Origin of the sequence: Sphingobacterium bovisgrunnientis (assembly GCF_009829085.1) — a bacterium.
Lineage (GTDB): Bacteria > Bacteroidota > Bacteroidia > Sphingobacteriales > Sphingobacteriaceae > Sphingobacterium > Sphingobacterium bovisgrunnientis.
In genome coordinates this window covers 1-22,364 of record NZ_WUQY01000019.1, presented here as the reverse complement: position 1 = coordinate 22,364, position 22,364 = coordinate 1, and the positions used below count along the sequence as shown (strand labels likewise).

Genomic DNA, 22,364 nt, shown 5'->3' with positions numbered 1-22,364 from the left:
CTTATCCTCTAAGAGCCATTATTTTTGAAACGTATTTTCCGACAATATCAAATTCTAAATTAACAGTTGTACCGACATCTACATTTTGCAGATTCGTGTTTTCAATGGTATAAGGAATAATAGCTACCGAAAATCTATCTCTTTGAGAATTTACGACAGTAAGACTGATACCGTTTACCGTAATCGATCCTTTTTCCACTGTAATATTATTCAATGCTGGATCATATTGAAAAGTGAACAACCAACTTCCATTTTGGTCGATGCGTTCGATACATACAGCAGTCTGATCCACGTGGCCTTGTACGATATGTCCGTCAAAACGTCCATTAGCTTGTGTACAACGCTCTAAATTCACTACATCACCCACTTGCAAATAACCAAGATTTGTCTTTTGTAAAGTCTCATCTATAGCAGTTACAACATGTGTATTTGTATTGATTTCTACAACAGTTAAGCAAACACCATTATGTGATACACTTTGATCTATTTTTAGCTCATTTGATAGCGATGATTCAATTGTAACGTGAATATTAGATTGATCTTGTTGTATATTTTTTACTATGCCTAAAGTTTCTATTATCCCTGTGAACATGATTGTTTTCCTTTTTACAAAAATACGGAATCATTAGGAGAATAAACAGTCGAAAAGTTTTAGTGACCCGCAATGAATTTTAAACTGTATCAAAATAGTTACATTATGAATTTGGTTACATTATTCAAATTTAATTTGCAATAAAGCAATATTGCATGAACCATAAATCGTTGATTTTAGCTTTTAGACCCATTATTTTAGGATGAACTTGGAAATTTTCAGTCTGTGTATTCTTCATGCGAGTACTTTGTTAGCGTATATTTTGTGACAAAAAATCTTCGATTCAAAAATATTTCTATAAATGACTTGCATATGTGTAAAAAGTACACTATCTTTGGTGTATCATAATTTAGGTTTATAATTGGTTATCGAAGGTTTTCATTCTCCCCGTTTGAAAACCTTTTTTTATTAATTTATTTGCTTGATAACCAGAATATTAATGAACCTATAGTTAAATAAATAATATTTTTTGCAGTAAGTATTTGGAACTTAATAAATTATTTTATTACCTTTGTTGAGGTTTAGGTTGATTTACCTCATAAAGAGGTTTTTTAAGCCTAAGAATTCGCTCGAATTTCTTAGGCTTTTTCTTTTTTAAAGAATTGTAAAAGGGTTTTTCATAATGAAAAACCCTTTTTTACTTAATACTTATATATTATTAGGCTGGTTATAACCAAACCAAATAATCCAATCTCACTTTATTTTAAAACAAAAGAAGCTCATTTACTTTTCGTAAATGAGCTTCTTTTTGTGCCCACGGCGAGATTCGAACCCACATCGTCAGAACCGGAATCTGATATTCTATCCATTGAACTACGCAGGCGTTTCGCAAAAGTATCAATTTTATGCGAAACTCAAATTAGTTTTTGATATTAATCTCCGTGTCCCTCTTCTACGAAGTGTGCTTCAAATTTTAAGTCTAAATCATTGTCTCCTGTGAATTGCGTGTAGTTCGCATTGTTCCAATCTGTTGCTTTGATATTTTGTTTCACATTTGGTCTCAAATGACGCATTACGTAGTTGAGCACAAATGAATCTTTTTCTTTTTTCACCGTGATGTAAGCGGTAATACCTACGTTGGTTTCATCTCCATATTCCAACTCTAATTCTGTGTTATTTGCACCAACCAAGAAAGCCTGGTGATTTTCATGACGGTTTAAGAATGTTTGTTCAGAAGCTCTTCCTGCAAAATCCGTAGTTTTTAATTCTAATTTATATATTTCTCCAACATGTAAGTGCAAATGTGCGCCAACTTCTGGTAAGTACGTCGGTCCTTCAAATTTCATCGTATGTACCTCTTCATCTTGTTTAGGAGTGTAGACTGTTTTACCATCTTTAATTTCTTTATCCACAGGTGTAAAGATAAGTGTAGCTGTACTCAATTGCTCTTGATCTACTTCTTGAACTGGATCATCTTTTTTACAAGATGAAAAAGTAAAAACACTAATTAGGGCTAGTAAAATGTAATTTTTCATAATATGTACGTATTAGAATGTATAATTAATTTTTAGAGATGTATTTCTGCCGAGACTATGTGTGTAGTATCTAAATCTATCTAAATAGTCTTTATATGCTGTGTTGAAAATGTTTTCTACAGAAAAAAGCAAGCCTATCTTATTTGCATTAGATGTTCTGAAACTCATATTTGCCAATATATCAAATGTATGATAGCTTGCAGGAGGTGCTGCAAAGTCAGAATTGGGTTCGTAGCGATCTTGCTTCGCTTGGTATTGATGTTTGATTTTTAAGTAAGCGTCATTGTCTTTCACCATAAATCTATAAGCAATAGCTTGTTGGATTCTGTCCGCAGGGATATAAGGTAAGTAGGTATCTTTCGAAGTATTCTTTGCGCGAACAGAAGAGAATGCCAGCTCATAATTCCAATTCTTGTGCAGATTAAGTATTGCTTGCAAATCTAGTCCGTAAAAAATTGCATTGTCTTGTTGATATTGAAAAATAGGGAAGGTACCACGAATAGTTTGTCTGACCGAGTCAGGATTAGGTTGGCTGTATATATAATTGTCAATAAATTGACCAAATAAATCAGCATTAACTACAAGCCATTTATTCTTATATTGTACAGTATTCAACGATTTCAAGCCTTTTTCAGACTCCAGATTAATGTTTCCAATCTCATAAGTCCCAGTACCGTGATGGATTCCATCGCTATACAGTTCACTTGCTGAAGGTGCGCGCCACGCCAATGACAAGTTACTTTTCCACGTCAAATGCTGATTGATTGCTAATGAGTTTCCAACAACTCCCGAGAAATTATTAAAATGTCTTTGATCTTTTAGCAAATACTGTGGGATAGATCCATCAGAATTCATTTGATCGTATGCAAAACGATAACCAGCCGCATCGAAGTATTTATAATCGTATCGTGCGCCTATCTCTACGTGGTTTCGTCCGTAATTAATCTTATGACTTGCAAACAATGCAATATTATGGTTGTCAAAATTAGGAATGATAGGCGTAGTACCTGTGCCTGCTGTATTATTGTTTATTTGCAAAGATCCAAAAATACCGATTTGGCTATAGTTATTTTTATAAACTGCTTCCGCTTGTTGTGTTGTTAACACAATATCCGCCATCGGCGTGTCGTCAGACTGGACACGACGGAGGTCATATTCACGACGATGATTTTGTTGAATACTATAATACGTTTCAATTTTTTGGTTATCATCAAGATTATAAGTGTAACCAAGTTTAGCAAGTTGATGTGATACGCGCTGTTTTGGCGCAGAAATTTCATAAGAAAAGTCATACGTATCAAAAGGTTTTCCGTGAGCAATGCGTGCAAAGATATCTTCCTTAGTGCCGACATGTGCACCTTGAAAAATGCCTAATTCTGTTCCGAAATGACTGAAAAAAGCCGAAAAATCATGCCTTTCTTTTTTATATCCTAACAATAAGTTGCCATTTAATTCTTGTTTTCCTGTGTTAGCGATATAGTAATCAGGTGTTTTTAAATTTCCAGCCATTATTCCTGTAATACCTGCACGGTAAGAGAAATTCTGTTTAGTTCCCTCTAATTGTGTATTTAAATACGCACCTCTTCCGTTACTATTTGCTCCAATATTAACAGCACCGGCTATTAGCTTATCTTTAATAATATCGTTTTGCTCTAATTTAACCAATCCACCTAATGCATCTGCACCATAGCGAAGTGCTTCAGCATTCTTGAGTATAGAAATCTTTTGATGTGCAAATGGATCAATTTCTGGAGCGTGGTCCAATCCCCACTGCTGACTTTCATGTCGTGTACCATTATTAAGTAGGATGATACGATTGCCATATAAACCGTTAATCATTGGTTTAGCGATAGTTGCTCCTGTGCGTAAAATGCTCACGCCCGAAATATCCGATAAAGCTTCTGCTAAGTTCTTACCTTGACTCTCTATGCGTTGCTCGGCTTGGAGGCTATGTGTAGAATTTGTTAAGCCTGTTTTTTGAATATCTACAGCATCCAGACCAATTGATTTGGGTGTCAGGTAAATATTAAAAATGCTGTCTTTATTGAGCTCAATGCTTAGTTTCTGTGGTAAATAGGCAACGTGTGAAATATCTAAGTTTAAAGTGCCTTTGGGCAAGTTATTCAGATGGAATTCACCTTGATGATTTGATAAAACCGTGATTTGATTCCCAATTTTTATATAAGCGTGAACAACGATTTCTTGTGTGTTTTCATTCAATACCTTTCCAGAAATATTGATTTTATCTTGCGCTAATGCTCCAAATGGTAGTAAAAACGTATATAAGGAAAGAAGTAAAACTCGAATCATCTGTTTGTTTATGTTGCAACTATGCTGCAAAATTAAAACAAATGCATCAATGTTGCAAATTAAATGCATCATTGTTGCATAAAGTTTTTCAAAACATATTTTATTGTTATTTGTATAATAGTTGGATTTTGAACAAATCTGACTATTTATGACCTACATTGTATGAGATTTTTCTGTTATTTCCTGCTTTTTTTAGCTTGTAATTCATGTGGCATTCAGCATAATGCGCCTATTTCTGCAAATCCGAATCGTCAGATTCCACCAAGAACGACTATTGCATTTGTAGATCAGTATGGCTCTTTTTATCCAAAAGATTGGACTAATGTCTATGGTGTGCCTCCACGAAATGGAAGAAAGAATGCGTATTCTTTGAGTAAATTAGCTGAAGAAAAATCCTTGTCGAAAGATTTGGAAAAATTTGAGATGGAATATTTACGTCTTTTGAGGAATCATTTACAATCCAAAAAGCGAGTTTTTATTTTAATTCATGGCTTCAATGCCAAAGCAAAAGAAGTAACACGAAATTATGAACGTATTCAGAAAAAAATAAATTTAACTAATTCTGATGAAGTCATTCAGTTTTATTGGGACGGATTGTATACAAAAAATCCATTTTCAAGTTTGAAAACATGGTTTACAGCTTCAGATTATTCCCAGTACGTCGGTAAATTTGCTTTGCGCAAAATACTGAATACGATGTCAAATAAAGAAGTGTATTTGATATCACATAGTCGGGGAGCTTCGGTGATAATGTCTGCACTGAGCTCAGCGCTAATCGATAGTACTAAAATGTCTGATATCGCCGAAAACCATTATGTGGATACCGCTAGTCTTCAAAATGACCTTATCCGTAATCAGAAAAATAAAATCTACGCTATTGCCTTGGCACCCGCGATAGGCAAGGCTGATTTTGAAATAAAACATGATGACAGTATATATAATGTTCTGTTCACTCCTCAGTTGAAGTCATTTCATATTTCCACCAATAAAACAGATTTGATGTTGAAAAAAGTGGTGGGATGGTTGTCAAATAAATTAAATCCTACTGATTTGGGGTATAAAAGTGATTCTTACGAAGAGTTGTCCAAGTCTTATAAATTCTTGAATAGAACAGATTTTTCAGGATTGAGATCGCACCATTTTATACATTACATAAACGATCGAAATTTTAATACCATCCTCAAAAAATATAAAATAAATAAGAAGTAGTACAACTGTTTAGTGTAGTGAATTAACTATTCAACTTGTATTTTTTTAAGAGCATTAACCCAAATATTAATAGTGATAAGATCCATAAAATCCAAGATATGATCGCGATTCCGTAATATGAAGTTTGTGCGGTATTTACCAATAAACAACCGCCAATAAAAAGCGCAGTAGACACCCATATCAATCTATTCAACGAATTATTACGTAGTTCCTGTGTTCTATATTTTTCAAATTCACGATGATTTACAGCAACTTTAAATTCGCCTTGATTGAGTTTATCGACCATGGAAGAGAGTGATTGTGGAGCAGTGTGCAGCAATCGACGCATCTCCCACAGCGTACCGATATTGTCTTCCAACAGTTTCTCTGGTGAAATACGTTGGGTGGCAATTTTTGTGATATAGGGTTTTACTTTGTCGACAATATTGAGACTTGGTGACAATTCTCGTCCTATTCCTTCCATCAGTACAATACCCTTTACGAGCAAGTAAATGTGCTCTGGCATTATAATATTGTTGTCATTCAGCAAGTGTGAAAATTTACTAAACAGTGCTTTAATGTCTAGTTCTTCGAGTGAATGCGTATTAATGATATCCAACAATTCTTGAAAAGCCCGAATAAGTAGTTTTTCATCTTTGATGTCTACATGCAAAGCCATTTTCTTTAATGTATTGACTAGGCGAGTAGCGTCTTTGTAAATAAAATATACCACAAAATCTTCCAGAAGTTCCTTGTCGTGTGGAGACATTTTGGCGACAGCGCCTAAGTCTATAAAAGAAACTTGACCAGATCTAGTTACTAAAATATTGCCTGGATGAGGGTCTGCATGAAATAATCCATGTTCCAGCATTTGTGTCAAATACAAATTAAAGCATTTGTCTAATATCGACTCTGGATCAAGGTGTAAAGCTGTAATAGCCTCTTTATTGTTGATTTTGACTCCGTCAATAAATGATATACATAAAATATTATCATTGCTCAATTCCGGATAAACTTTCATCGTCTCGATGTCTGCATTTCCTCTGAAATTGCGTGCAAACAGTTGAATATTCTTCTGTTCATTATTAAATGAAAGTTCCTCTTGTAAACTTTTGGCAAAAGCATCGAAAACATGCATCAAGTTGATTTCACGAACAACAGAATAGTAATTCGTAAGTAATTCAATGATGTCCTTCATCAATAGCAAATCAGCGCGCACGATTTCTTTTATTCCAGAACGTTTTACTTTTAGAATAACGTCTTCGCCAGTTTGCAAAGTTGCTTTGTAGGTTTGTGCGATAGATGCAGATGCGATAGGTACATTTTCAATTTCCGTAAAATAATCAGCTGCGGAAATTTCCAATTCTTCTTCCAAATGCTTGATCAAATCAATTTCCTCAGGAAGGACATTATCCTGTAGTTTCTTAAATTCCTTTATTAAAGCCGTTGGGAACAAATCTTCCCGAGTAGAAAGTGTTTGCCCAAACTTTACGTACGTAGGTCCCAATTCTTCGATAGCACGTCGAACACGTTCGTAAAAAGCTGCATCTTGCGTGACTTTATCGCCATTGCTGGTCGTACTATTCGAGCTGTCTAATTTGGATTTGAAATCTTCGAAACCATATTTGGTCAATATCTGCATGAGCTTGGCAGCCCTCTTCAATTTTGCTTTTTGTCTATCGAGAATTCCATCCATATCTACTAGTATTGATTCTTACTAAAATACAATTTTTAAAGTAAGTGCTTTGTCATTAATTATTGTTATTTAATTAATAACGAGATGTTGGATTTGGTTTTAGAAAGCTTAATTTTTATTTCTGCCAGAGGGATTGATCAAATCGGTAACGTAGTGTGAAGGCTTGTTGATTGTCCATTCCGCCGTCTCGGAAATGAAATGATGCCGTGAATTTGCCATCTATATTTTTGCCTTTGAAAGGAATCCAACCTAAGTCAAGACGGTTGTATCTGTCGCGGTGATAAAAAGAATCGCCATAAGGTAGATTAATTGCTTCCCCTAAGTACAGGGTATTGTGTATAAAGAATTTCTTGTAGGTCAACTGAATATTACTGATGAAAGCTTTGCTGTTGCTGGAATATTCTGTGCGTACACGGTCAAACCCTAAAACTGTTCCGGCATCAATTGTCAGTGAATCCAGAAGCGTATTTTCACTAAAATCCAATCCTAATCTTAATACTAATACAGCATTATCTTGGATGTGCTCGTCTGGATTATTGGTGTTGGTAAGTGCATTGTGGTAAAGTGTACCATCGTTTGCAAAATAAGCTTTGCCAAATTTGTAATTTCCGCTGATGCCTGCAATAAATCTTTCTCTGTTTTCAGCACCTTGTTTGCTCAACCAATCTATAAATATGGATTGCGAAACGTTTGTGTTGCGGTAATTGAAAAACATACCTTCTAGATTAGGTCGATCATAGTTCAATGTGTCTGATAAAACAAGTAATGGAATATTCTTAAGTTTTTCGTGTCTCGGTATAAAACCAATTCCAAAATCTATTCGTTCTGAATTAAAATTGTAGTAAGCAATAGGGTTTACTTTGTTTTTATTCTCAGAGTTGATGCCAAAGTCTTGATTGTAATGGATACCGCCTATGATTTTGTGATTTTGATCCAGCTTTAAGTAGATTTGAGGTGAAATAATGGCTCCGAAAAACGTTTTGTCTGTTGTATATGGTGCTTTGTATTCTCTATTGTCCGCATACCCCAAAAAATCAACTTTTGTCCCCACTTCTTGCCCAAATAAATTATGAACAAATGCAACGGTAAATAGAAATAATGTTGTAACAGCGGATTTGGATAGCGTCATTTTATTTGTCTTTAAGACAAAAATAGAAAAAGTTCCCTTATTAAATGGATAGTTATTTTTAGGACAATTTAACTATACTAAGTCCAAGCCATAGTGCAAACAAGCCGATGAAAATACTTGCTCCAATATAAAGAAAGGCTGTCAAAGTTTGTCCCGACTCTAATAATTGTATGTTCTCAGCTGAAAATGCCGAAAATGTGGTGTAGCCACCACAAAAACCTGTAATCAATAATAACTTAAAATCAGGGCTTGTTAAATACTGTCTTTCAAAAAGTCCTAATAACACGCCTATGATTAAACATCCTAAAATATTAACAGCAAATGTTGCTAATGGGAAAGCAGATTGGAAATGCTTATTTAAAAGTACAGCTGTCAAGTAGCGCAAAATACTGCCAAGTGCACCTCCAAGTCCAACCATAATTATTGCTTTTATCATGACTCTCTTTATGTTCTAGGATATTACTAAAAATGTTTCGAATATAAGAAAAACAAGGCAAGAGGCTGAAGCTTATATTTTAAAAATGATTTGTTTATATTTATTTCATCCATTCCGTCTCTCCATCAGTTTTCTTTATGGAAATTATATCCAAATTTTCATATGCAGTCCAAGACTCGAATTTTACAGGTAAAGCTTTTGTGATTATTCTAATCTTTTTATTTTCTCTAAGTAAATCGTGACGGTTATAGTTCTTTAATTTGACAAAATCGGTAGAGTCGAGATAAAGCATAGCAATCTCACCATTATCTTGTTTAAGGTTGATATAGGGTTTTTCCATTAACTTTTTTTCATACATAAACTTAAGCAAGTTCCATTGTTCCTTATCTTGTTCTTTTAGTGAGTCCTTGTTTACAGTCTGTAATTCACGTACAAATTTGGATATTAGACTATCTGGTGCACCATAAAAAGTCGGATAATTAATAATTTTGAAATAAAGGTCTCCTTCAATTAATACATGTTTTTCTGTTGTACAGCTTAAAAATAGAGATGTACTAATTAAAATATATAAGACAATTTTCATTTGTTTTTTATTTATAACTGCTGATTAAATTTAAATAAATCTATTCGATATGTTATTCATCAAATGTTCCTTCAGGTACATAAAACATTTCCAAATCTTTTTTGGATTCAATTTTTCGACATCCACCGTTTTGTAAGAGTACTATTCGCGTGGCAATACCTAAAACCGTGTGGTAATGATGATCTGAAATAATAAATCCTTTATCGTTGCTGTTTGCTAAAATTACTTGTTGGATTTGAGCCTGTACGTAGGGTGAAACACCTGAAAATGGTTCGTCTAATAAATAGAAATCAGCGTCCTGCTGCAATAGCAGCATTAATTCTACGTAACGTTTTTCACCACCTGACAAATCAGCTACTTTTTGATGTCGAATTTTGCTAATAATTTCATCCTGTTCAAGTAAGGCATTCTGCTTAGTAAGATCCTTTACCATTAATCTTATCACCGCTGAAATAGTTAAATAGTTTGGCAGGAAATTATGTTGGGGGAGATAACAAATATTTTTGGACAAATACCCTTTTTTATATCTTTTATTATTTATCCGGATAAAAGCATTTTTAGGGTTTACCAGACCAAAAATAATTTTCATTAAAGTGGATTTACCACAACCATTTCTACCCAACAAACCTACAATTTCGCCAATATCACATTGAATATGTACTCCTGTCAATATGGGGACATGAGCGTTGTAGGAAAATTCTACAGAATCTACATATAGTTGTTTTTCTATAGAATCCATAATATAGGAGATAATGCGATAGATATAAAAAGATTGATGAAAAATGTTCCCATCAATATACTAGTTTTTGTATACCCAATATTTAAATACATAAACCAAGAATTTTTATAGAAGAATTGGTGTAACAAAATTGTACAGATGTAACCAAATGAGGCGAACACAAAAGGGAAAGATACACTCGAACCAAAGCTTAATACAGCAGAAATGGCAATATTAATAAATAGGAGTTGTCGGTATGCAAACCAGTAGACTTTCATACTTAGGTTATTTACCTAAAATTATGAAATAGGAAAATATGATTTTTTATTTTCACAGTATTTAACAATCTGCATAAAAGCAACAACGCCAGCAAAATTTTGCTGGCGTTGTTGTTATTTGTTTTTTATAATCCAATTCCGTGCAATGAACCACCTTTTGCAAATAATCTATCGATATTTCGCTCCACAGTTTCATCTTTTATTAAGTCTGGTGCATGATGCGGTTTGCGTCTTGCGTCAATAATTACAGGCCCTTCGCATCCCCAATGTTTGAATTTGGTAAACGATTTAATACCATAAATATCATATGCAGGATTTGACTTAGTAAATGTTTCCCACACAAAGTTATTGTCATTAGCAGCTGTGAAATCAGCATTGTCAACTAAGACTATCAATTGGATTCCTTCAAAGTTAATGTCTTTAGCTGCGTTCGTCCAAGCTTCTAATACTCTCTCTTCATTGTCATAAGAAGTAAAATTAGCACCTTCAATGGCAATAATTCCCGGTAATACTAATTTTGCCTTATTAAAAGGTCGTGGAAGTTCAAATCCTGCTGGGAGCTCTATTGCTAATTCTCTTTTTTTAGAACCAGCCGCCGCAAATACAACTTTCGATCCAGCATTCAAGCCATCACCCGTGTAATCCAATGTATCTATGGTTGTGTTCGTTTGGAAATGTAAATCACGTGTTAAATCAATGCGCTCCAGAATATGAGTGAAAAATCCTTTCACATCGTGAATATCCAAATTAGGATTATCTTCCGCTGCTGCTATGATTAAGTATTTAGCTAAACTCAATTGATTTTTACCTAGCACCTGATTTGCGATAGTTAATATCTCTTGCGGTCGCTCAACAGTTTGGTAGGGTGTATATGATTCACGTCCAATAGCAAATAGAAGAGGGTGCACACCTGCGGCATCAACGGCATGAACAGCTTTCAAGCCGTTTATTTCTTGCGGAATGGCTGAACCTGTTATCTCATGAATTAATGCGCCAAAACTTGTGTCTTCCTGCGGTGGACGTCCGACAACCGTAAATGACCAAATTGGATCTTTTTTGTGGTACACGTTATGAACTTTCATCAACGGAAAATCGTGAATCAAACTGTAGTAACCGATGTGATCACCAAAAGGACCTTCGGGTTTGTTCTCACTAGGATAAACAGTTCCTGTGATTACGAAATCAGCATCTGCCGAAATACAAAAACCTTCTTCATCGTAGAAATAGCGAAATCTTCTGTTTCCTAGTGCACCCGCGAAAATCATTTCAGATAACCCTTCGGGCAGAGGCATAACGGCTGAAAGTGGGTGAGAAGGAGGGCCTCCTACGAAAATACTTACTTTCAAAGGCTTGCCTAATTCATTCGCTTTTTGTTGGTGAACACCGATTCCTCGGTGTAATTGGTAATGTAAACCTATTTCTTGGTCTTGGATATATTCATTACCCGAAAGTTGAATGCGATACATACCCAAATTCGCTTTCATAATACCTGGCTTGGTCACATCTTCGGTATATACTTGCGGCATAGTCACAAATGCGCCACCGTCCATTGGCCAGTTTACTATTTGCGGTAGCTTGCTGATTTGCGTTTTACCGTATAGAATAGGAGCTCCAGATTTCTTTTTCCATGGTAAGGCTCCTAATGCAACAGCAGAAGAACCAATATATTGAAAGGGATTTTTTAATACTGCGGTGGGATCCATTTTCACATCAACTAATTTTTTGATGTGATCCAACGTATCTCTAAACATAAACTTCGAACGATCAAGTGTTCCAAACAAGTTAGAAACAGCAGGAAATTCAGAGCTTTTTATATTTTCAAACAATAGAGCTGGTCCTTGCGCATCATAAACGCGCATGTGTATGGCTGCCATTTCCAAATAAGGATTTACTTCTTCTTTGATTCGTACCAAATGTCCGTGTTTCTCTAAGTCAGCTACACATGCTGCTAAACTTGGGTATCCCATAATTTTCGAAGTGTTTGTGAATTGCAAAAATAAGAGATTATTTAACTTTATATGTACTTATGGACTCTCTTAAAAGCGCCTGACAGTGGAAGATGATACTATTATGTCACTTTTGACAGATTTGATATTCTCAGTGTCCGAGCGATCACTAATCTCAGAGATGTATTCGGCATATTGATCATACGATACCCCCGAAAAATATTTATTGAAAATCTTAGCTATTCTTTTATTCGCGATAGGGATAATCTTATGTTTCTTATTGGCAGGAATATTCTCTTGGTAAAGATTCATAACTTGTTCAATCTCCATTCGGTTAGCGCCTGTATATTCTACATATTCATTGCTGTAATTGGAATTCCAGTCTACACTTTTGATCCAATTCATAAAATCTTCTAAATGGATAGGACTAAAACTCACGTTTTTTTGTGGTTTGTAAAGAAAGATAACTTTATTCTTAAGCATTTTGTCCATAAAATCATTAAAAGAAGTTCCTTCGCCAATGGCAACATCTTTAAGGATAATAGTAAAATTCACCTCAAATTCTATAAAGAGCTTTTCTATTTCTGATAAGAATTTTCTGTCATAGATCGTGCCTACATAGATGATGCGGTTACAATTGTTTCTTTTTGAAAACTGAATGAAATTCCGAATGGACAACAATTCATAATTAGCTCCAACAATGTCATTAAGCTCTGGGGTTTGTGTGAAATAAATAGCCAATTTACAGGCAGGTAGACTAAGATTAATGCTGTGTGGAGTGTAGCGTACTATATCAAAATTATAAAGATGTGTTTGCGTAGGTCTTTTCAGTTTACTTATTAATAAGTTTTGATCGCGAACAATTCCGTGCGTTTGGAAGTTGACATCATATAGATACTGCAATGAAGCTTTGCCAAGATATGAATTAAGTCCACAGGTAATAACATTCATTTTTCGAAGTTAGGAAATTGTTTATTTATCTTAGATAACCGATTTAAATAACGTATTGTTTTAATTTTTTTATTGTTAGAATAGTGTAATATTGGTCTACGTAAGTTCGATTATACATATAAATACAATATCTTTACGCATTAACATTCTAAATTAAGAGGGACTTCGCACGATTTTATGATGAGCAGAAAGGTTATATTGGTATGGTTTCGAAACGATTTGCGGACATCTGATAATGAGGTGTTATTTTCAGCCGTTGAAAAATCAACTTTTGTAATTCCTGTTTATATTTTCGATCCGCGATATTATGCCGTAGGAAAACAGGGGTTTTCTAATACAGGCGATTTAAGACACGATTATATTGTGCATTCTGTCGCGGCCTTAAAAGAAAAATTACAATCTGTAGGTGGTGACCTCTTGACCTATGAAGGTTATCCCGAAGAAATCATCCCTAAATTGGTGCAAAAGTATGAAGTGGATGAAGTGTATCATCACCGTGAAGTAGCACGTCGTGAGACACGTGTTTCTGAGCTTGTCGAGGAGTCACTATGGCAGGTGAAGCGCAATTTAAAGCATTTTATTGGTCATACCATGTACCATAAAGAAGACTTACCTTTCCCAATAAAGGACATCCCTAATGATTTCAATACTTTTAAGAAGAAAGTAGCTAAAGAAAGTTTTGTTCGTGCTTGTCTTCCTGATGTAAAACAAATAGCTATACCACCACATTTGGAGAAAACTGAATTTCCATTTCAGGTGAAGGATGATTTGGCGTCATATGGTGAATTGGCAGCTCAAAAAGCGATGCATGCGGTGTTGGTAGAACCAGATAAACATAAAGATTTGTACACGGTTTTGTCACCATATTTAGCACATGGCGTATTGTCGCCTGCACAAGCTTTTCATTTCTTTATAGCACATCAAAATACACAAAATAAGAAAAAATTGAGTTTGGTCATCGAAGGTTTACTTTGGCGCGATTACTACCGTTTCATGCTTAAGAAATTTACCAACTGTTATTTCAAATCTTCTGAACAACGTGAAGATGATGCGCAGGCGATTGAGTCATTTGTAGATGGGAAAACCGAAGACTCGGAGATTAATTCTTTGATTGATCGTCTAAATAATGAAGGTATGATTACTCGTGCAGAACGTGAGTATCTAGCGTTATATTTTATCCATGAACTTAAGCAGCCTTGGTTGACAGGAGCAGCGTTTTTCGAAAAGCAATTGGTGGATTATGCGCCTGCTACTATTTATGGTTTTTGGTCGCATATTGCAGGTGAGGGGACAAGTTTGAAAAACAATAAGTCATATGCGGACTGGTTAAGGATAAAAAAGACCAAAGAACAGGAAGTTTGAAGCTAAAAATTATTCATAAAAGTCAAAAATATTTTAACAGTTAAAACTTTGCTTTTTCTGCTCCAAAATCTTCAATTTCAATACAAATAACTGCATATTAATTCATAAATTTGGCGAATTATATAGACTGTAATATTATAATGGACAAACTTACATATTTGAGTAATGCCGATTCAAGTTATATTGATGGCTTATATCAAGCGTACAAACAAGATCCAAATTCGATAGATTTTGGATGGCAAAAATTTTTCGAAGGCTTTGAATTTGGTCAGAGTTCTGAGGGCGTAGTTATTGAGGATGAGAATGTTTCAGAGCACGCTTTAAAAGAAATCAATGTATTGAATATGATTCATGGTTACAGAGATCGTGGTCACTTATTCACCCAAACAAACCCTGTTCGTGAGCGTCGTAAATACTATCCGGGCAAAGAATTAGAAACTTTTGGTTTGTCAGAAGCAGACATGGATACAGTTTTCAATGCAGGTATTGAAATCGGTATTGGTCCAGCAAAATTACGAGATATTCGCCAATTAATCGAAGATACATACTGTCGTTCGATTGGTGCTGAATTCAAATATATTCGTAATCCAGAAAAAATTAAATGGTTGCAAGAGCGCATGGAAGCGGATCGTAACCAACCTAAATATTCTGTAGAGCAAAAGAAACGTATTTTACAAAAAATCAATAAAGCTGTTGTTTTTGAAAGCTTCTTAGGAACAAAATTCTTAGGACAAAAACGTTTCTCTTTGGAAGGTGCAGAAAGCTTGGTGCCTGCATTAGATTCAGTAATGGAAAAAGGTGCTGAATTAGGTATTCAAGAATTTATGATCGGTATGGCGCACCGTGGTCGTTTGAATGTATTAGCAAACATCATGGGTAAGCCTTACAAAACAATTTTATCTGAGTTCGAAGGTAAAATGTATAAACAAGAAGATCCTGAATTACAATTTGGCGGTGACGTTAAATATCACTTAGGTTATTCTTCTGATATCACAACGGACAGTGGTAAGACAATTCACTTGTCACTAGCACCAAATCCTTCACACTTAGAGACAGTTGATCCTATCGTTGAAGGTATGGTTCGTTCTAAGATTGACATGAAATACGATGGTGATTCGTCAAAAATTGCACCCATCTTAATTCACGGTGATGCAGCTATTGCAGGTCAAGGTGTTGTATATGAGGTTACTCAAATGTCCAAATTGGACGGTTACAAAACTGGTGGTACTGTTCACATTGTAATCAACAACCAAGTAGGTTTCACGACGAACTACAAAGATGCGCGTTCGGGAACTTACTGTACTGACGTAGCGAAAATCACGTCTTCACCTGTATTCCATGTGAATGGTGACGATGCAGAAGCGGTAGTATATGCAATCAATTTAGCGGTAGAATACCGTCAAAAATATAAAACTGATGTGTTTATTGATTTATTGTGTTACCGTCGTTTCGGTCACAATGAAGCGGATGAGCCAAAGTTCACTCAACCATTATTGTACAAACTAATTGAAAAGCATCCAAATCCAAAAGATGTATATGCGAAAAAATTAGAAGCAGAAGGTTCTATTGATGCTAAATATGCTAAACAAGTTGAGAAAGAATTCAAAGACTATTTGCAAACACAATTGGAAGAAGCGAAAGCTGTAGAAGTTTTAGTGGAAGAAGTTCCAATGTTTGGCGGTGCATGGAAAGGATTACGTCCAGCTAAAAAAGCGGATATTTTCGTTCCAGTTGACACAAAAGTAGACGACAAGACTTTCTTATCGCTAGCCAAAGAAATTACATCATTGCCAAAAGACAAGAAGATTTTCCGTAAGATTTCAAAATTGTACGAAGATCGTGCAGCTATGATTGGAAAAAATTCGTACGACTGGGCGATGGGTGAGTTGATGGCATACGCGACGTTGTTAAATGAAGGTAAACGTGTTCGTATCTCTGGACAGGACGTTCAACGCGGTACATTTTCACACCGTCATGCGGTATTGACTTTAGAAGATTCAGAAGAGAAATATGCACCTTTGGCTCAAATCAAAGGTGGAGATAAATTCAATATTTACAATTCATTACTATCAGAGTATGGTGTTTTAGGTTTTGAATACGGATATGCTTCGGCAAATCCACAAGCTTTGACAGTTTGGGAAGCACAATTTGGTGATTTCTATAACGGTGCACAGATTGTAGTTGACCAATATTTAAGTTCTGGCGAAACGAAATGGAAACGTTCGAATGGTTTGGTTATGATGCTTCCACATGGTATGGAAGGTCAAGGTCCAGAGCACTCTTCGGGTCGTATCGAAAGATTCTTAGAATTGTGTGCAAATGATAATTTAATCATTGCAAACTGTACTACACCAGCTAACTATTTCCACTTGTTGCGTCGTCAATTGGTACGTGACTTCCGTAAGCCTTTGGTAGTTTTCACACCAAAAAGTTTATTGCGTCACCCTAAAGTAGTTTCACCATTAGCTGACTTTACAACAACTAATTTCCAAGAAGTAATTGATGATGTTTCAGTAAAAGCGGCTTCAGTGAAACGTGTATTATTCTGTTCAGGTAAAATTTATTACGAATTGTTGGATCGTCAGCAAGCTGAAAAACGCACTGATATTGCTATCGTTCGTATCGAACAATTATATCCTTCTCCTGTAGAACAATTACAAGCTATTCATAAAAAATACAGCAAAGCTACGGAGTTCATTTGGGTGCAGGAAGAAAATGAAAACATGGGTGCATGGCCTCATTTTTGCCGCAAATTTAGAAGAACTGATATCGAATTCACCGACGTTATCGCAAGAAACGAAAGTGGAAGTCCTGCGACTGGTTATATGAAACAACATGTTGCGCAACAAGAAGCAATTATTAATAAAGCATTTGCATAAACAAAAATAAAAGACCTGCGTTGTAATAGAGAACTATTGCAACGTTGGTTTTAAAGAATAAACACATGAGCTTAGAAATCAAAGTCCCTACCGTTGGTGAATCGATCACCGAAGTAACATTAGCCCAATGGCTAAAACAAGATGGCGATTACGTCGAAATGGACGAAAACATCGCTGAATTGGAATCAGACAAAGCTACATTTGAATTACCTGCAGAGAAAGCTGGTATTCTACGTATCATCGCACAAGAAGGCGATACGTTAGAGATCGGTGCTGTAGTATGTACCATCGAAGATGGTGATGCTCCTGCTGGTGACGCAAAAGCGGAGGCTCCTGCAGCTACAGAATCTGCTGCTCCAGCAGCTAAAGCGCAAGAAGCATCAGAAGATCCAGACTCGTACGCGGCTGGTACAGCTTCTCCTGCTGCGGCAAAAATTTTAAGAGAAAAAGGTATTGATGCTTCGACTATAAAAGGTACAGGTAAAGACGGACGTATTACTAAAGAAGATGCAGAGAAAGCACAAGCTAAACCTGCAGCTCCTAAAGCAGAAGCAAAACCTGCTACAGTAACTCCGGCTGCAGCACCTGCAGTAACTGGTGAGCGTAATGAGCGTCGTGAGAAAATGAGTTCTTTACGTAAAACTATCGCTAAGCGTTTAGTTTCTGTGAAAAACGAAACTGCTATGTTGACTACATTCAATGAAGTGAACATGCAGCCTATCATGGACTTGAGAGCTAAATACAAAGATATTTTCAAAGAGAAACACGGTGTAGGTCTTGGTTTCATGTCATTCTTTACTAAAGCTGTGACTACAGCATTGAGAGAATGGCCTGCAGTTAATGCGCGTATCGAAGAAAACGAAATCGTATATTCTGATTTCGCTGATGTATCTATTGCTGTTTCTGCGCCAAAAGGCTTAGTAGTTCCAGTTATTCGTAATGCGGACAAACTTTCTTTGCAAGGAATTGAAAAAGAAATTATCGCTCTAGCGACTAAAGCAAGGGATAATAAATTGACTATTGATGAGATGACTGGCGGTACATTTACTATCACTAATGGTGGTGTATTTGGATCAATGATGTCAACTCCAATTATTAATGCTCCTCAATCAGCAATTTTGGGTATGCACAATATAGTGCAACGTCCTATCGCTGAAAACGGTCAAGTGGTTATCCGTCCAATGATGTACATCGCGTTATCATATGATCACCGTATCATCGATGGTCGTGAGTCAGTAAGTTTCTTAGTTCGTGTTAAACAACTATTAGAAGACCCAGCTCGTTTATTATTAGAAGTATAAGTTATACTTATATAATATAATTTGAAGCCCTATTTTCATCGAATAGGGCTTCTTTATTTAAGGAGATAGTAAATGAAAATTATTCACTAAATTAATTATATATTAAAAAAAATATTAATAATATAATTATTTTAGTAAATTTACTTTGTTAGCTTAATTAATCGACTGACCATCTAACCTTAAATTATGAACAAAATTTTAAAAGTACTATTAGCCGTAATCGGCTTTGTACTCCTTATTCTCATCCTTGCGAGTACGTATCTCATTTATTTTTTACCGAATGTCGGACCTGCACCTACATTAACGGTTGATTCAACAGCGGAACTAATCCAACGCGGTAAATATTTGGCAAACCACGTCACTGTATGCATGGATTGTCACAGCACTCGAGATTGGACAAGATTTTCTGCGCCCTTAGCAGGTGATTTAGGGGCAGGTGGTGAGCGCTTTAGTACTGATATGGGTTTTCCAGGGACAATTTACTCACCCAATATCACGCCACACAATTTAAACGAATGGACTGATGGAGAAATTTTTAGAGCAATTACTTCTGGTGTCAATAAAGACGGCAAGGCTATGTTCTCGGTGATGCCTTATCACAATTATGGCACTATGGACACAGAAGACATTTATAGCATAATTGCGTATTTGCGTACTCTCGAACATATAGAATCAGAAGTTCCAGAGCGAGAATTAGACTTTCCAGTGAATATCTTGGTCAATCTTTCTCCTAAAATTGCTTCATTAACAGAAATCCCTAGTCCTTCAGATAGTGTAGCATATGGAGCTTATGTAATTAATGCAGCCGGATGTGTGGATTGTCATAGCCAAACTGATAAAGGTGCGTTGGTAAAGGGTACAGAATACGGTGGAGGTATGGAATTTCAGCAACCTGCAGGTATAGTCCGTGGACCAAATATTACCATGCACAAGACAAATGGAATTGGGTCTTGGACAAAGGAAACTTTTGTAAATCGCTTTAAACATTATGTTGACAGCACATATGCAGCTGAAAAATTAAAAGCGACAGACTGGAATACACCTATGCCTTGGACGATGTATGGTGGTATGAAAGTGTCGGATTTGGAAGCTATATACGACTATTTAGATAGTTTAGAGCCAAAAGATAACCTAGTAGTCAAGTTTGAACCGCATAAAAAGTGATAGGATAAAAAAAGGTATTAAAGCTTGATTTCTTTAATACCTTTGAGTTTTTAGGCGGCTGTCGGTTTTGCCATGAATTTAATCACGCGTATGTGCGACATGAATGCCTGCCAAAATGTTTTGTATTCTATATAAGGAATGTTGTGTTCTTGGCAAGTTTCTCGAACGATCTTGTTTAATTCGGGATAATGTACGTGACTTATCTTAGGAAATAAGTGATGCTCAACCTGGAAATTTAATCCGCCCAAAAGCCAAGTCAAAACTTTGCTCTTCGTCGAAAAATTAGCCGTCGTTTGCAATTGATGAATCATCCATTCTTCTTCTACCACCTCGTTTGATTTGAAGTGAGTGCCATCAACCACATGGGCTAACTGGAATACAATAGCCAAACATAATCCACAAACAATAGCTGAAATTAGTAATCCCAATAGCGCTTTTGTCCATCCCAATACCATGATAGGGATAACAAGGAATAAGATAAAATGAAATACTTTCGAAGACCAAAAAATAATTTTTTCCTTCAATGGGAAATTAAATTTATCCGCATTTGGAGACATACGCTGTCTAAAATATTTCTCATAGTCCTGATAGAATATCCAAGCCAAATACGAAATACTGTACAATCCTAGAAAATATAAATGTTGGTATTTATGATGTTTCTTTAACTTTTGGTCGTGGTGTATACGCATGAATTTAACTTCAATATCATGATCTTCGCCATCAATGTTAGTATAAGTATGGTGCGCAATATTATGTTTTAATTTCCAAAAATATATATTACCACCCAGCAAATTTAGGCTATAAGATAAGACTGTATTCAGTCTTTTATTTTCTGAGAATGAATTGTGTCCCGCATCATGCATGATATTAAATCCAATAGCGGCTAGGTTGACACCGAAGATCATACAGAGTAGAATGCTGATTAACCAGTGCGGTTGGAAAAAGACTAAAATGCTATATAATACAGCAAATGAAATTAAGAGGACAGATGCTTTAATGAAAATTCTTCTGTTGCCTGTTTTTTTAGTAAAGTTACTACTGAAATAATTATTCGTTTTCTGTTTAAGACTTTTGGAGAATAATGAATTTTTCTGGTTGAATTTAATTGTTTGAGTCATTCTAATTTTTGACTGTGTGGAATAACGGAGCATAACTTCCGCATGTTAATTATTTAAATATACAAAATAGAAATCATATTTAAATTTATTTAACAAAAATTTAGTGTTTTACTGTAGCTGATTATAAAGAAAAGCAGAGCGTAAACGTAACGTCTAGCTCTGCGATTTACATATAATTAAACAGTCAAATTATTCTTCATTCTCACCTATAACAACTTCATTCTTGTTATTGACATATAATGTTTTCCAAAGGTAAGTCGAGGATTTTAAGTCACGTTCATTCCATTTGTCTGCCATGAAAATGAATTTATTTTTTTTAGCATTCACAGGAATTACAAAAGTACCTTGACCATAGTAGGGGATATGAGCGTCTTTGCCTTTACATGGATTACCATAGTTTGTCAGTCGCCTAATATTTCATCCGCACTGCCATAATTAGCTTCATTTTGGTGCCAGCCTGTAAGGCCAGATGTCACGATATAATACCTTTTCTTGTATTTAAATACAGCAGGGGCTTCACGACTTTTCTCGATAAAAATTCTTTTATAAGTAGTTGTGTGTTTAAGGTAATCGTCGGATAATAAAGCAATATGCATTGTTTTGTTGTCTTCTGAGGAGAAAAAATGATACGCTTTACCATCATCATCTACAAATAACGTCATATCTCGTGCAATATAGCCATTCGGTCGCACGCTTTCGATATACGTAAATGGTCCTGTTGCTTTATCACTAACGGCAACACCAGAACGAGCATAACTGTAGTCTTCAGAGTCGACATGCATCCACATCACATATTTCTTAGTTTTCTTATTGTAGACTACTTTTGGCCTTTCAATAACTTTAGATATGTGTAAATCGTGGTTAGGGTCAGTTGTGTTTGCAGCCAATACGACACCTTCATTTTTCCAATTTTTTAAATCTTTGGATGAATAGCAAGATACCCCTCCAGCATCAACGCGACGTGAGCCTGAAGGCATACTGTAAGATTCACCTTCTTTTATTTCACCATACCAATAATACGTTCCCTTGTGAAATAATATACCACCTCCATGTGCATTGATGTGTTTACCATCTGTATCCTTGAATGTGTACTTTTCTTGTGAATAGCCATTATTCAGTACACAATGTGATGATTATAAAAATTACAGATCTCATGTTTTGTTGTAACTACTCAGGTTCTTTTTTTTCTTTCTTGACTTGATCTCAAGGCGTATTTTTTTCATTTTTCATTTTCAGGA

Annotated in this window: 17 protein-coding genes and 1 tRNA gene; 5 read left to right on the top strand and 13 right to left on the bottom strand. The window is 35.5% G+C overall.

Features of this window, described 5'->3' with window-relative positions; genetic code table 11:
- Position 1 precedes the first annotated feature (1 nt).
- The 4 genes from GOQ16_RS10415 to GOQ16_RS10400 form a co-directional block, all read right to left on the bottom strand.
- Positions 2-592: a riboflavin synthase gene (locus GOQ16_RS10415; protein WP_160069220.1), complete on the bottom strand. Its 591-nt coding sequence runs from the start codon at positions 590-592 to the stop codon at positions 2-4.
- A 751-nt stretch (positions 593-1,343) separates the two neighbouring features.
- Positions 1,344-1,415 (bottom strand) — tRNA-Arg (locus tag GOQ16_RS10410).
- Positions 1,416-1,464: 49 nt separating this feature from the next.
- Positions 1,465-2,067 (bottom strand): hypothetical protein, encoded by a 603-nt coding sequence (locus GOQ16_RS10405; protein WP_160069219.1) that lies wholly within the window; start codon positions 2,065-2,067, stop codon positions 1,465-1,467.
- 12 nt (positions 2,068-2,079) lie between these two features.
- Positions 2,080-4,377: a TonB-dependent receptor gene (locus GOQ16_RS10400; protein ID WP_160069218.1), complete on the bottom strand. Its 2,298-nt coding sequence runs from the start codon at positions 4,375-4,377 to the stop codon at positions 2,080-2,082.
- Between the two features lie 162 nt (positions 4,378-4,539).
- On the opposite strand from GOQ16_RS10400, the gene GOQ16_RS10395 reads away from it, so the two are divergent.
- Complete coding sequence (locus GOQ16_RS10395) at positions 4,540-5,586, top strand: alpha/beta hydrolase (RefSeq protein WP_160069217.1); 1,047 nt, start codon at positions 4,540-4,542, stop codon at positions 5,584-5,586.
- Between the two features lie 22 nt (positions 5,587-5,608).
- Here the strand turns inward: GOQ16_RS10395 and GOQ16_RS10390 are convergent, their stop codons facing one another.
- From GOQ16_RS10390 to GOQ16_RS10360, 7 genes are all read right to left on the bottom strand, one after another.
- Positions 5,609-7,261, bottom strand: a complete 1,653-nt coding sequence (locus GOQ16_RS10390; RefSeq protein WP_160069216.1) for an ABC1 kinase family protein — start codon at positions 7,259-7,261, stop codon at positions 5,609-5,611.
- A gap of 115 nt (positions 7,262-7,376) precedes the next feature.
- Positions 7,377-8,390 (bottom strand): lipid A deacylase, encoded by a 1,014-nt coding sequence (locus GOQ16_RS10385; RefSeq protein ID WP_160069215.1) that lies wholly within the window; start codon positions 8,388-8,390, stop codon positions 7,377-7,379.
- 58 nt (positions 8,391-8,448) lie between these two features.
- Positions 8,449-8,826, bottom strand: a complete 378-nt coding sequence (crcB, locus tag GOQ16_RS10380; protein WP_160069214.1) for a fluoride efflux transporter CrcB — start codon at positions 8,824-8,826, stop codon at positions 8,449-8,451.
- A 100-nt stretch (positions 8,827-8,926) separates the two neighbouring features.
- Positions 8,927-9,409 carry a hypothetical protein gene (locus GOQ16_RS10375; protein WP_160069213.1) on the bottom strand — a complete coding sequence of 161 codons (483 nt, stop codon included), beginning with the start codon at positions 9,407-9,409 and terminating at the stop codon, positions 8,927-8,929.
- Positions 9,410-9,461: 52 nt separating this feature from the next.
- Complete coding sequence (locus tag GOQ16_RS10370; RefSeq protein ID WP_160069212.1) at positions 9,462-10,148, bottom strand: ATP-binding cassette domain-containing protein; 687 nt, start codon at positions 10,146-10,148, stop codon at positions 9,462-9,464.
- Between the two features lie 382 nt (positions 10,149-10,530).
- Entirely contained in the window at positions 10,531-12,372 is a 1,842-nt protein-coding gene (locus tag GOQ16_RS10365) for a UbiD family decarboxylase (RefSeq protein WP_160069211.1), read from the bottom strand.
- 69 nt (positions 12,373-12,441) lie between these two features.
- Positions 12,442-13,302 carry a hypothetical protein gene (locus GOQ16_RS10360; protein ID WP_160069210.1) on the bottom strand — a complete coding sequence of 287 codons (861 nt, stop codon included), beginning with the start codon at positions 13,300-13,302 and terminating at the stop codon, positions 12,442-12,444.
- 177 nt (positions 13,303-13,479) lie between these two features.
- On the opposite strand from GOQ16_RS10360, the gene GOQ16_RS10355 reads away from it, so the two are divergent.
- The 4 genes from GOQ16_RS10355 to GOQ16_RS10340 all read left to right on the top strand — a co-directional run bounded on the left by GOQ16_RS10355 (position 13,480) and on the right by GOQ16_RS10340 (position 20,008).
- Positions 13,480-14,664, top strand: a complete 1,185-nt coding sequence (locus GOQ16_RS10355) for a deoxyribodipyrimidine photo-lyase (RefSeq protein WP_160069209.1) — start codon at positions 13,480-13,482, stop codon at positions 14,662-14,664.
- A gap of 140 nt (positions 14,665-14,804) precedes the next feature.
- On the top strand, positions 14,805-17,543 hold the full coding sequence (locus GOQ16_RS10350; RefSeq protein ID WP_160069208.1) for a 2-oxoglutarate dehydrogenase E1 component: 2,739 nt from the start codon (positions 14,805-14,807) through the stop codon (positions 17,541-17,543).
- Between the two features lie 65 nt (positions 17,544-17,608).
- Positions 17,609-18,844, top strand: a complete 1,236-nt coding sequence (gene odhB, locus GOQ16_RS10345; RefSeq protein ID WP_160069207.1) for a 2-oxoglutarate dehydrogenase complex dihydrolipoyllysine-residue succinyltransferase — start codon at positions 17,609-17,611, stop codon at positions 18,842-18,844.
- Between the two features lie 186 nt (positions 18,845-19,030).
- The gene (locus GOQ16_RS10340) at positions 19,031-20,008 is read left to right on the top strand and encodes a c-type cytochrome (RefSeq protein ID WP_160069206.1); all 978 of its coding nucleotides are present in this window, start codon (positions 19,031-19,033) and stop codon (positions 20,006-20,008) included.
- Positions 20,009-20,058: 50 nt separating this feature from the next.
- Here the strand turns inward: GOQ16_RS10340 and GOQ16_RS10335 are convergent, their stop codons facing one another.
- Complete coding sequence (locus tag GOQ16_RS10335; protein ID WP_160069205.1) at positions 20,059-21,126, bottom strand: fatty acid desaturase family protein; 1,068 nt, start codon at positions 21,124-21,126, stop codon at positions 20,059-20,061.
- 401 nt (positions 21,127-21,527) lie between these two features.
- Entirely contained in the window at positions 21,528-22,103 is a 576-nt protein-coding gene (locus tag GOQ16_RS17625; RefSeq protein WP_204987462.1) for a glycoside hydrolase family 43 protein, read from the bottom strand.
- Between the last annotated feature and the right edge of the window lie 261 nt (positions 22,104-22,364).

Bases quoted from the DNA above. Each gene is read 5' to 3' on its own strand.
- GOQ16_RS10415 (WP_160069220.1), bottom strand. From the start codon at position 592: ATGTTCACAGGGATAATAGAAACTTTAGGCATAGTAAAAAATATACAA.
- GOQ16_RS10405 (WP_160069219.1), bottom strand. From the start codon at position 2,067: ATGAAAAATTACATTTTACTAGCCCTAATTAGTGTTTTTACTTTTTCA.
- GOQ16_RS10400 (WP_160069218.1), bottom strand. From the start codon at position 4,377: ATGATTCGAGTTTTACTTCTTTCCTTATATACGTTTTTACTACCATTT.
- GOQ16_RS10395 (WP_160069217.1), top strand. From the start codon at position 4,540: ATGAGATTTTTCTGTTATTTCCTGCTTTTTTTAGCTTGTAATTCATGT.
- GOQ16_RS10390 (WP_160069216.1), bottom strand. From the start codon at position 7,261: ATGGATGGAATTCTCGATAGACAAAAAGCAAAATTGAAGAGGGCTGCC.
- GOQ16_RS10385 (WP_160069215.1), bottom strand. From the start codon at position 8,390: ATGACGCTATCCAAATCCGCTGTTACAACATTATTTCTATTTACCGTT.
- crcB (WP_160069214.1), bottom strand. From the start codon at position 8,826: ATGATAAAAGCAATAATTATGGTTGGACTTGGAGGTGCACTTGGCAGT.
- GOQ16_RS10375 (WP_160069213.1), bottom strand. From the start codon at position 9,409: ATGAAAATTGTCTTATATATTTTAATTAGTACATCTCTATTTTTAAGC.
- GOQ16_RS10370 (WP_160069212.1), bottom strand. From the start codon at position 10,148: ATGGATTCTATAGAAAAACAACTATATGTAGATTCTGTAGAATTTTCC.
- GOQ16_RS10365 (WP_160069211.1), bottom strand. From the start codon at position 12,372: ATGGGATACCCAAGTTTAGCAGCATGTGTAGCTGACTTAGAGAAACAC.
- GOQ16_RS10360 (WP_160069210.1), bottom strand. From the start codon at position 13,302: ATGAATGTTATTACCTGTGGACTTAATTCATATCTTGGCAAAGCTTCA.
- GOQ16_RS10355 (WP_160069209.1), top strand. From the start codon at position 13,480: ATGATGAGCAGAAAGGTTATATTGGTATGGTTTCGAAACGATTTGCGG.
- GOQ16_RS10350 (WP_160069208.1), top strand. From the start codon at position 14,805: ATGGACAAACTTACATATTTGAGTAATGCCGATTCAAGTTATATTGAT.
- odhB (WP_160069207.1), top strand. From the start codon at position 17,609: ATGAGCTTAGAAATCAAAGTCCCTACCGTTGGTGAATCGATCACCGAA.
- GOQ16_RS10340 (WP_160069206.1), top strand. From the start codon at position 19,031: ATGAACAAAATTTTAAAAGTACTATTAGCCGTAATCGGCTTTGTACTC.
- GOQ16_RS10335 (WP_160069205.1), bottom strand. From the start codon at position 21,126: ATGACTCAAACAATTAAATTCAACCAGAAAAATTCATTATTCTCCAAA.
- GOQ16_RS17625 (WP_204987462.1), bottom strand. From the start codon at position 22,103: ATGCCTTCAGGCTCACGTCGCGTTGATGCTGGAGGGGTATCTTGCTAT.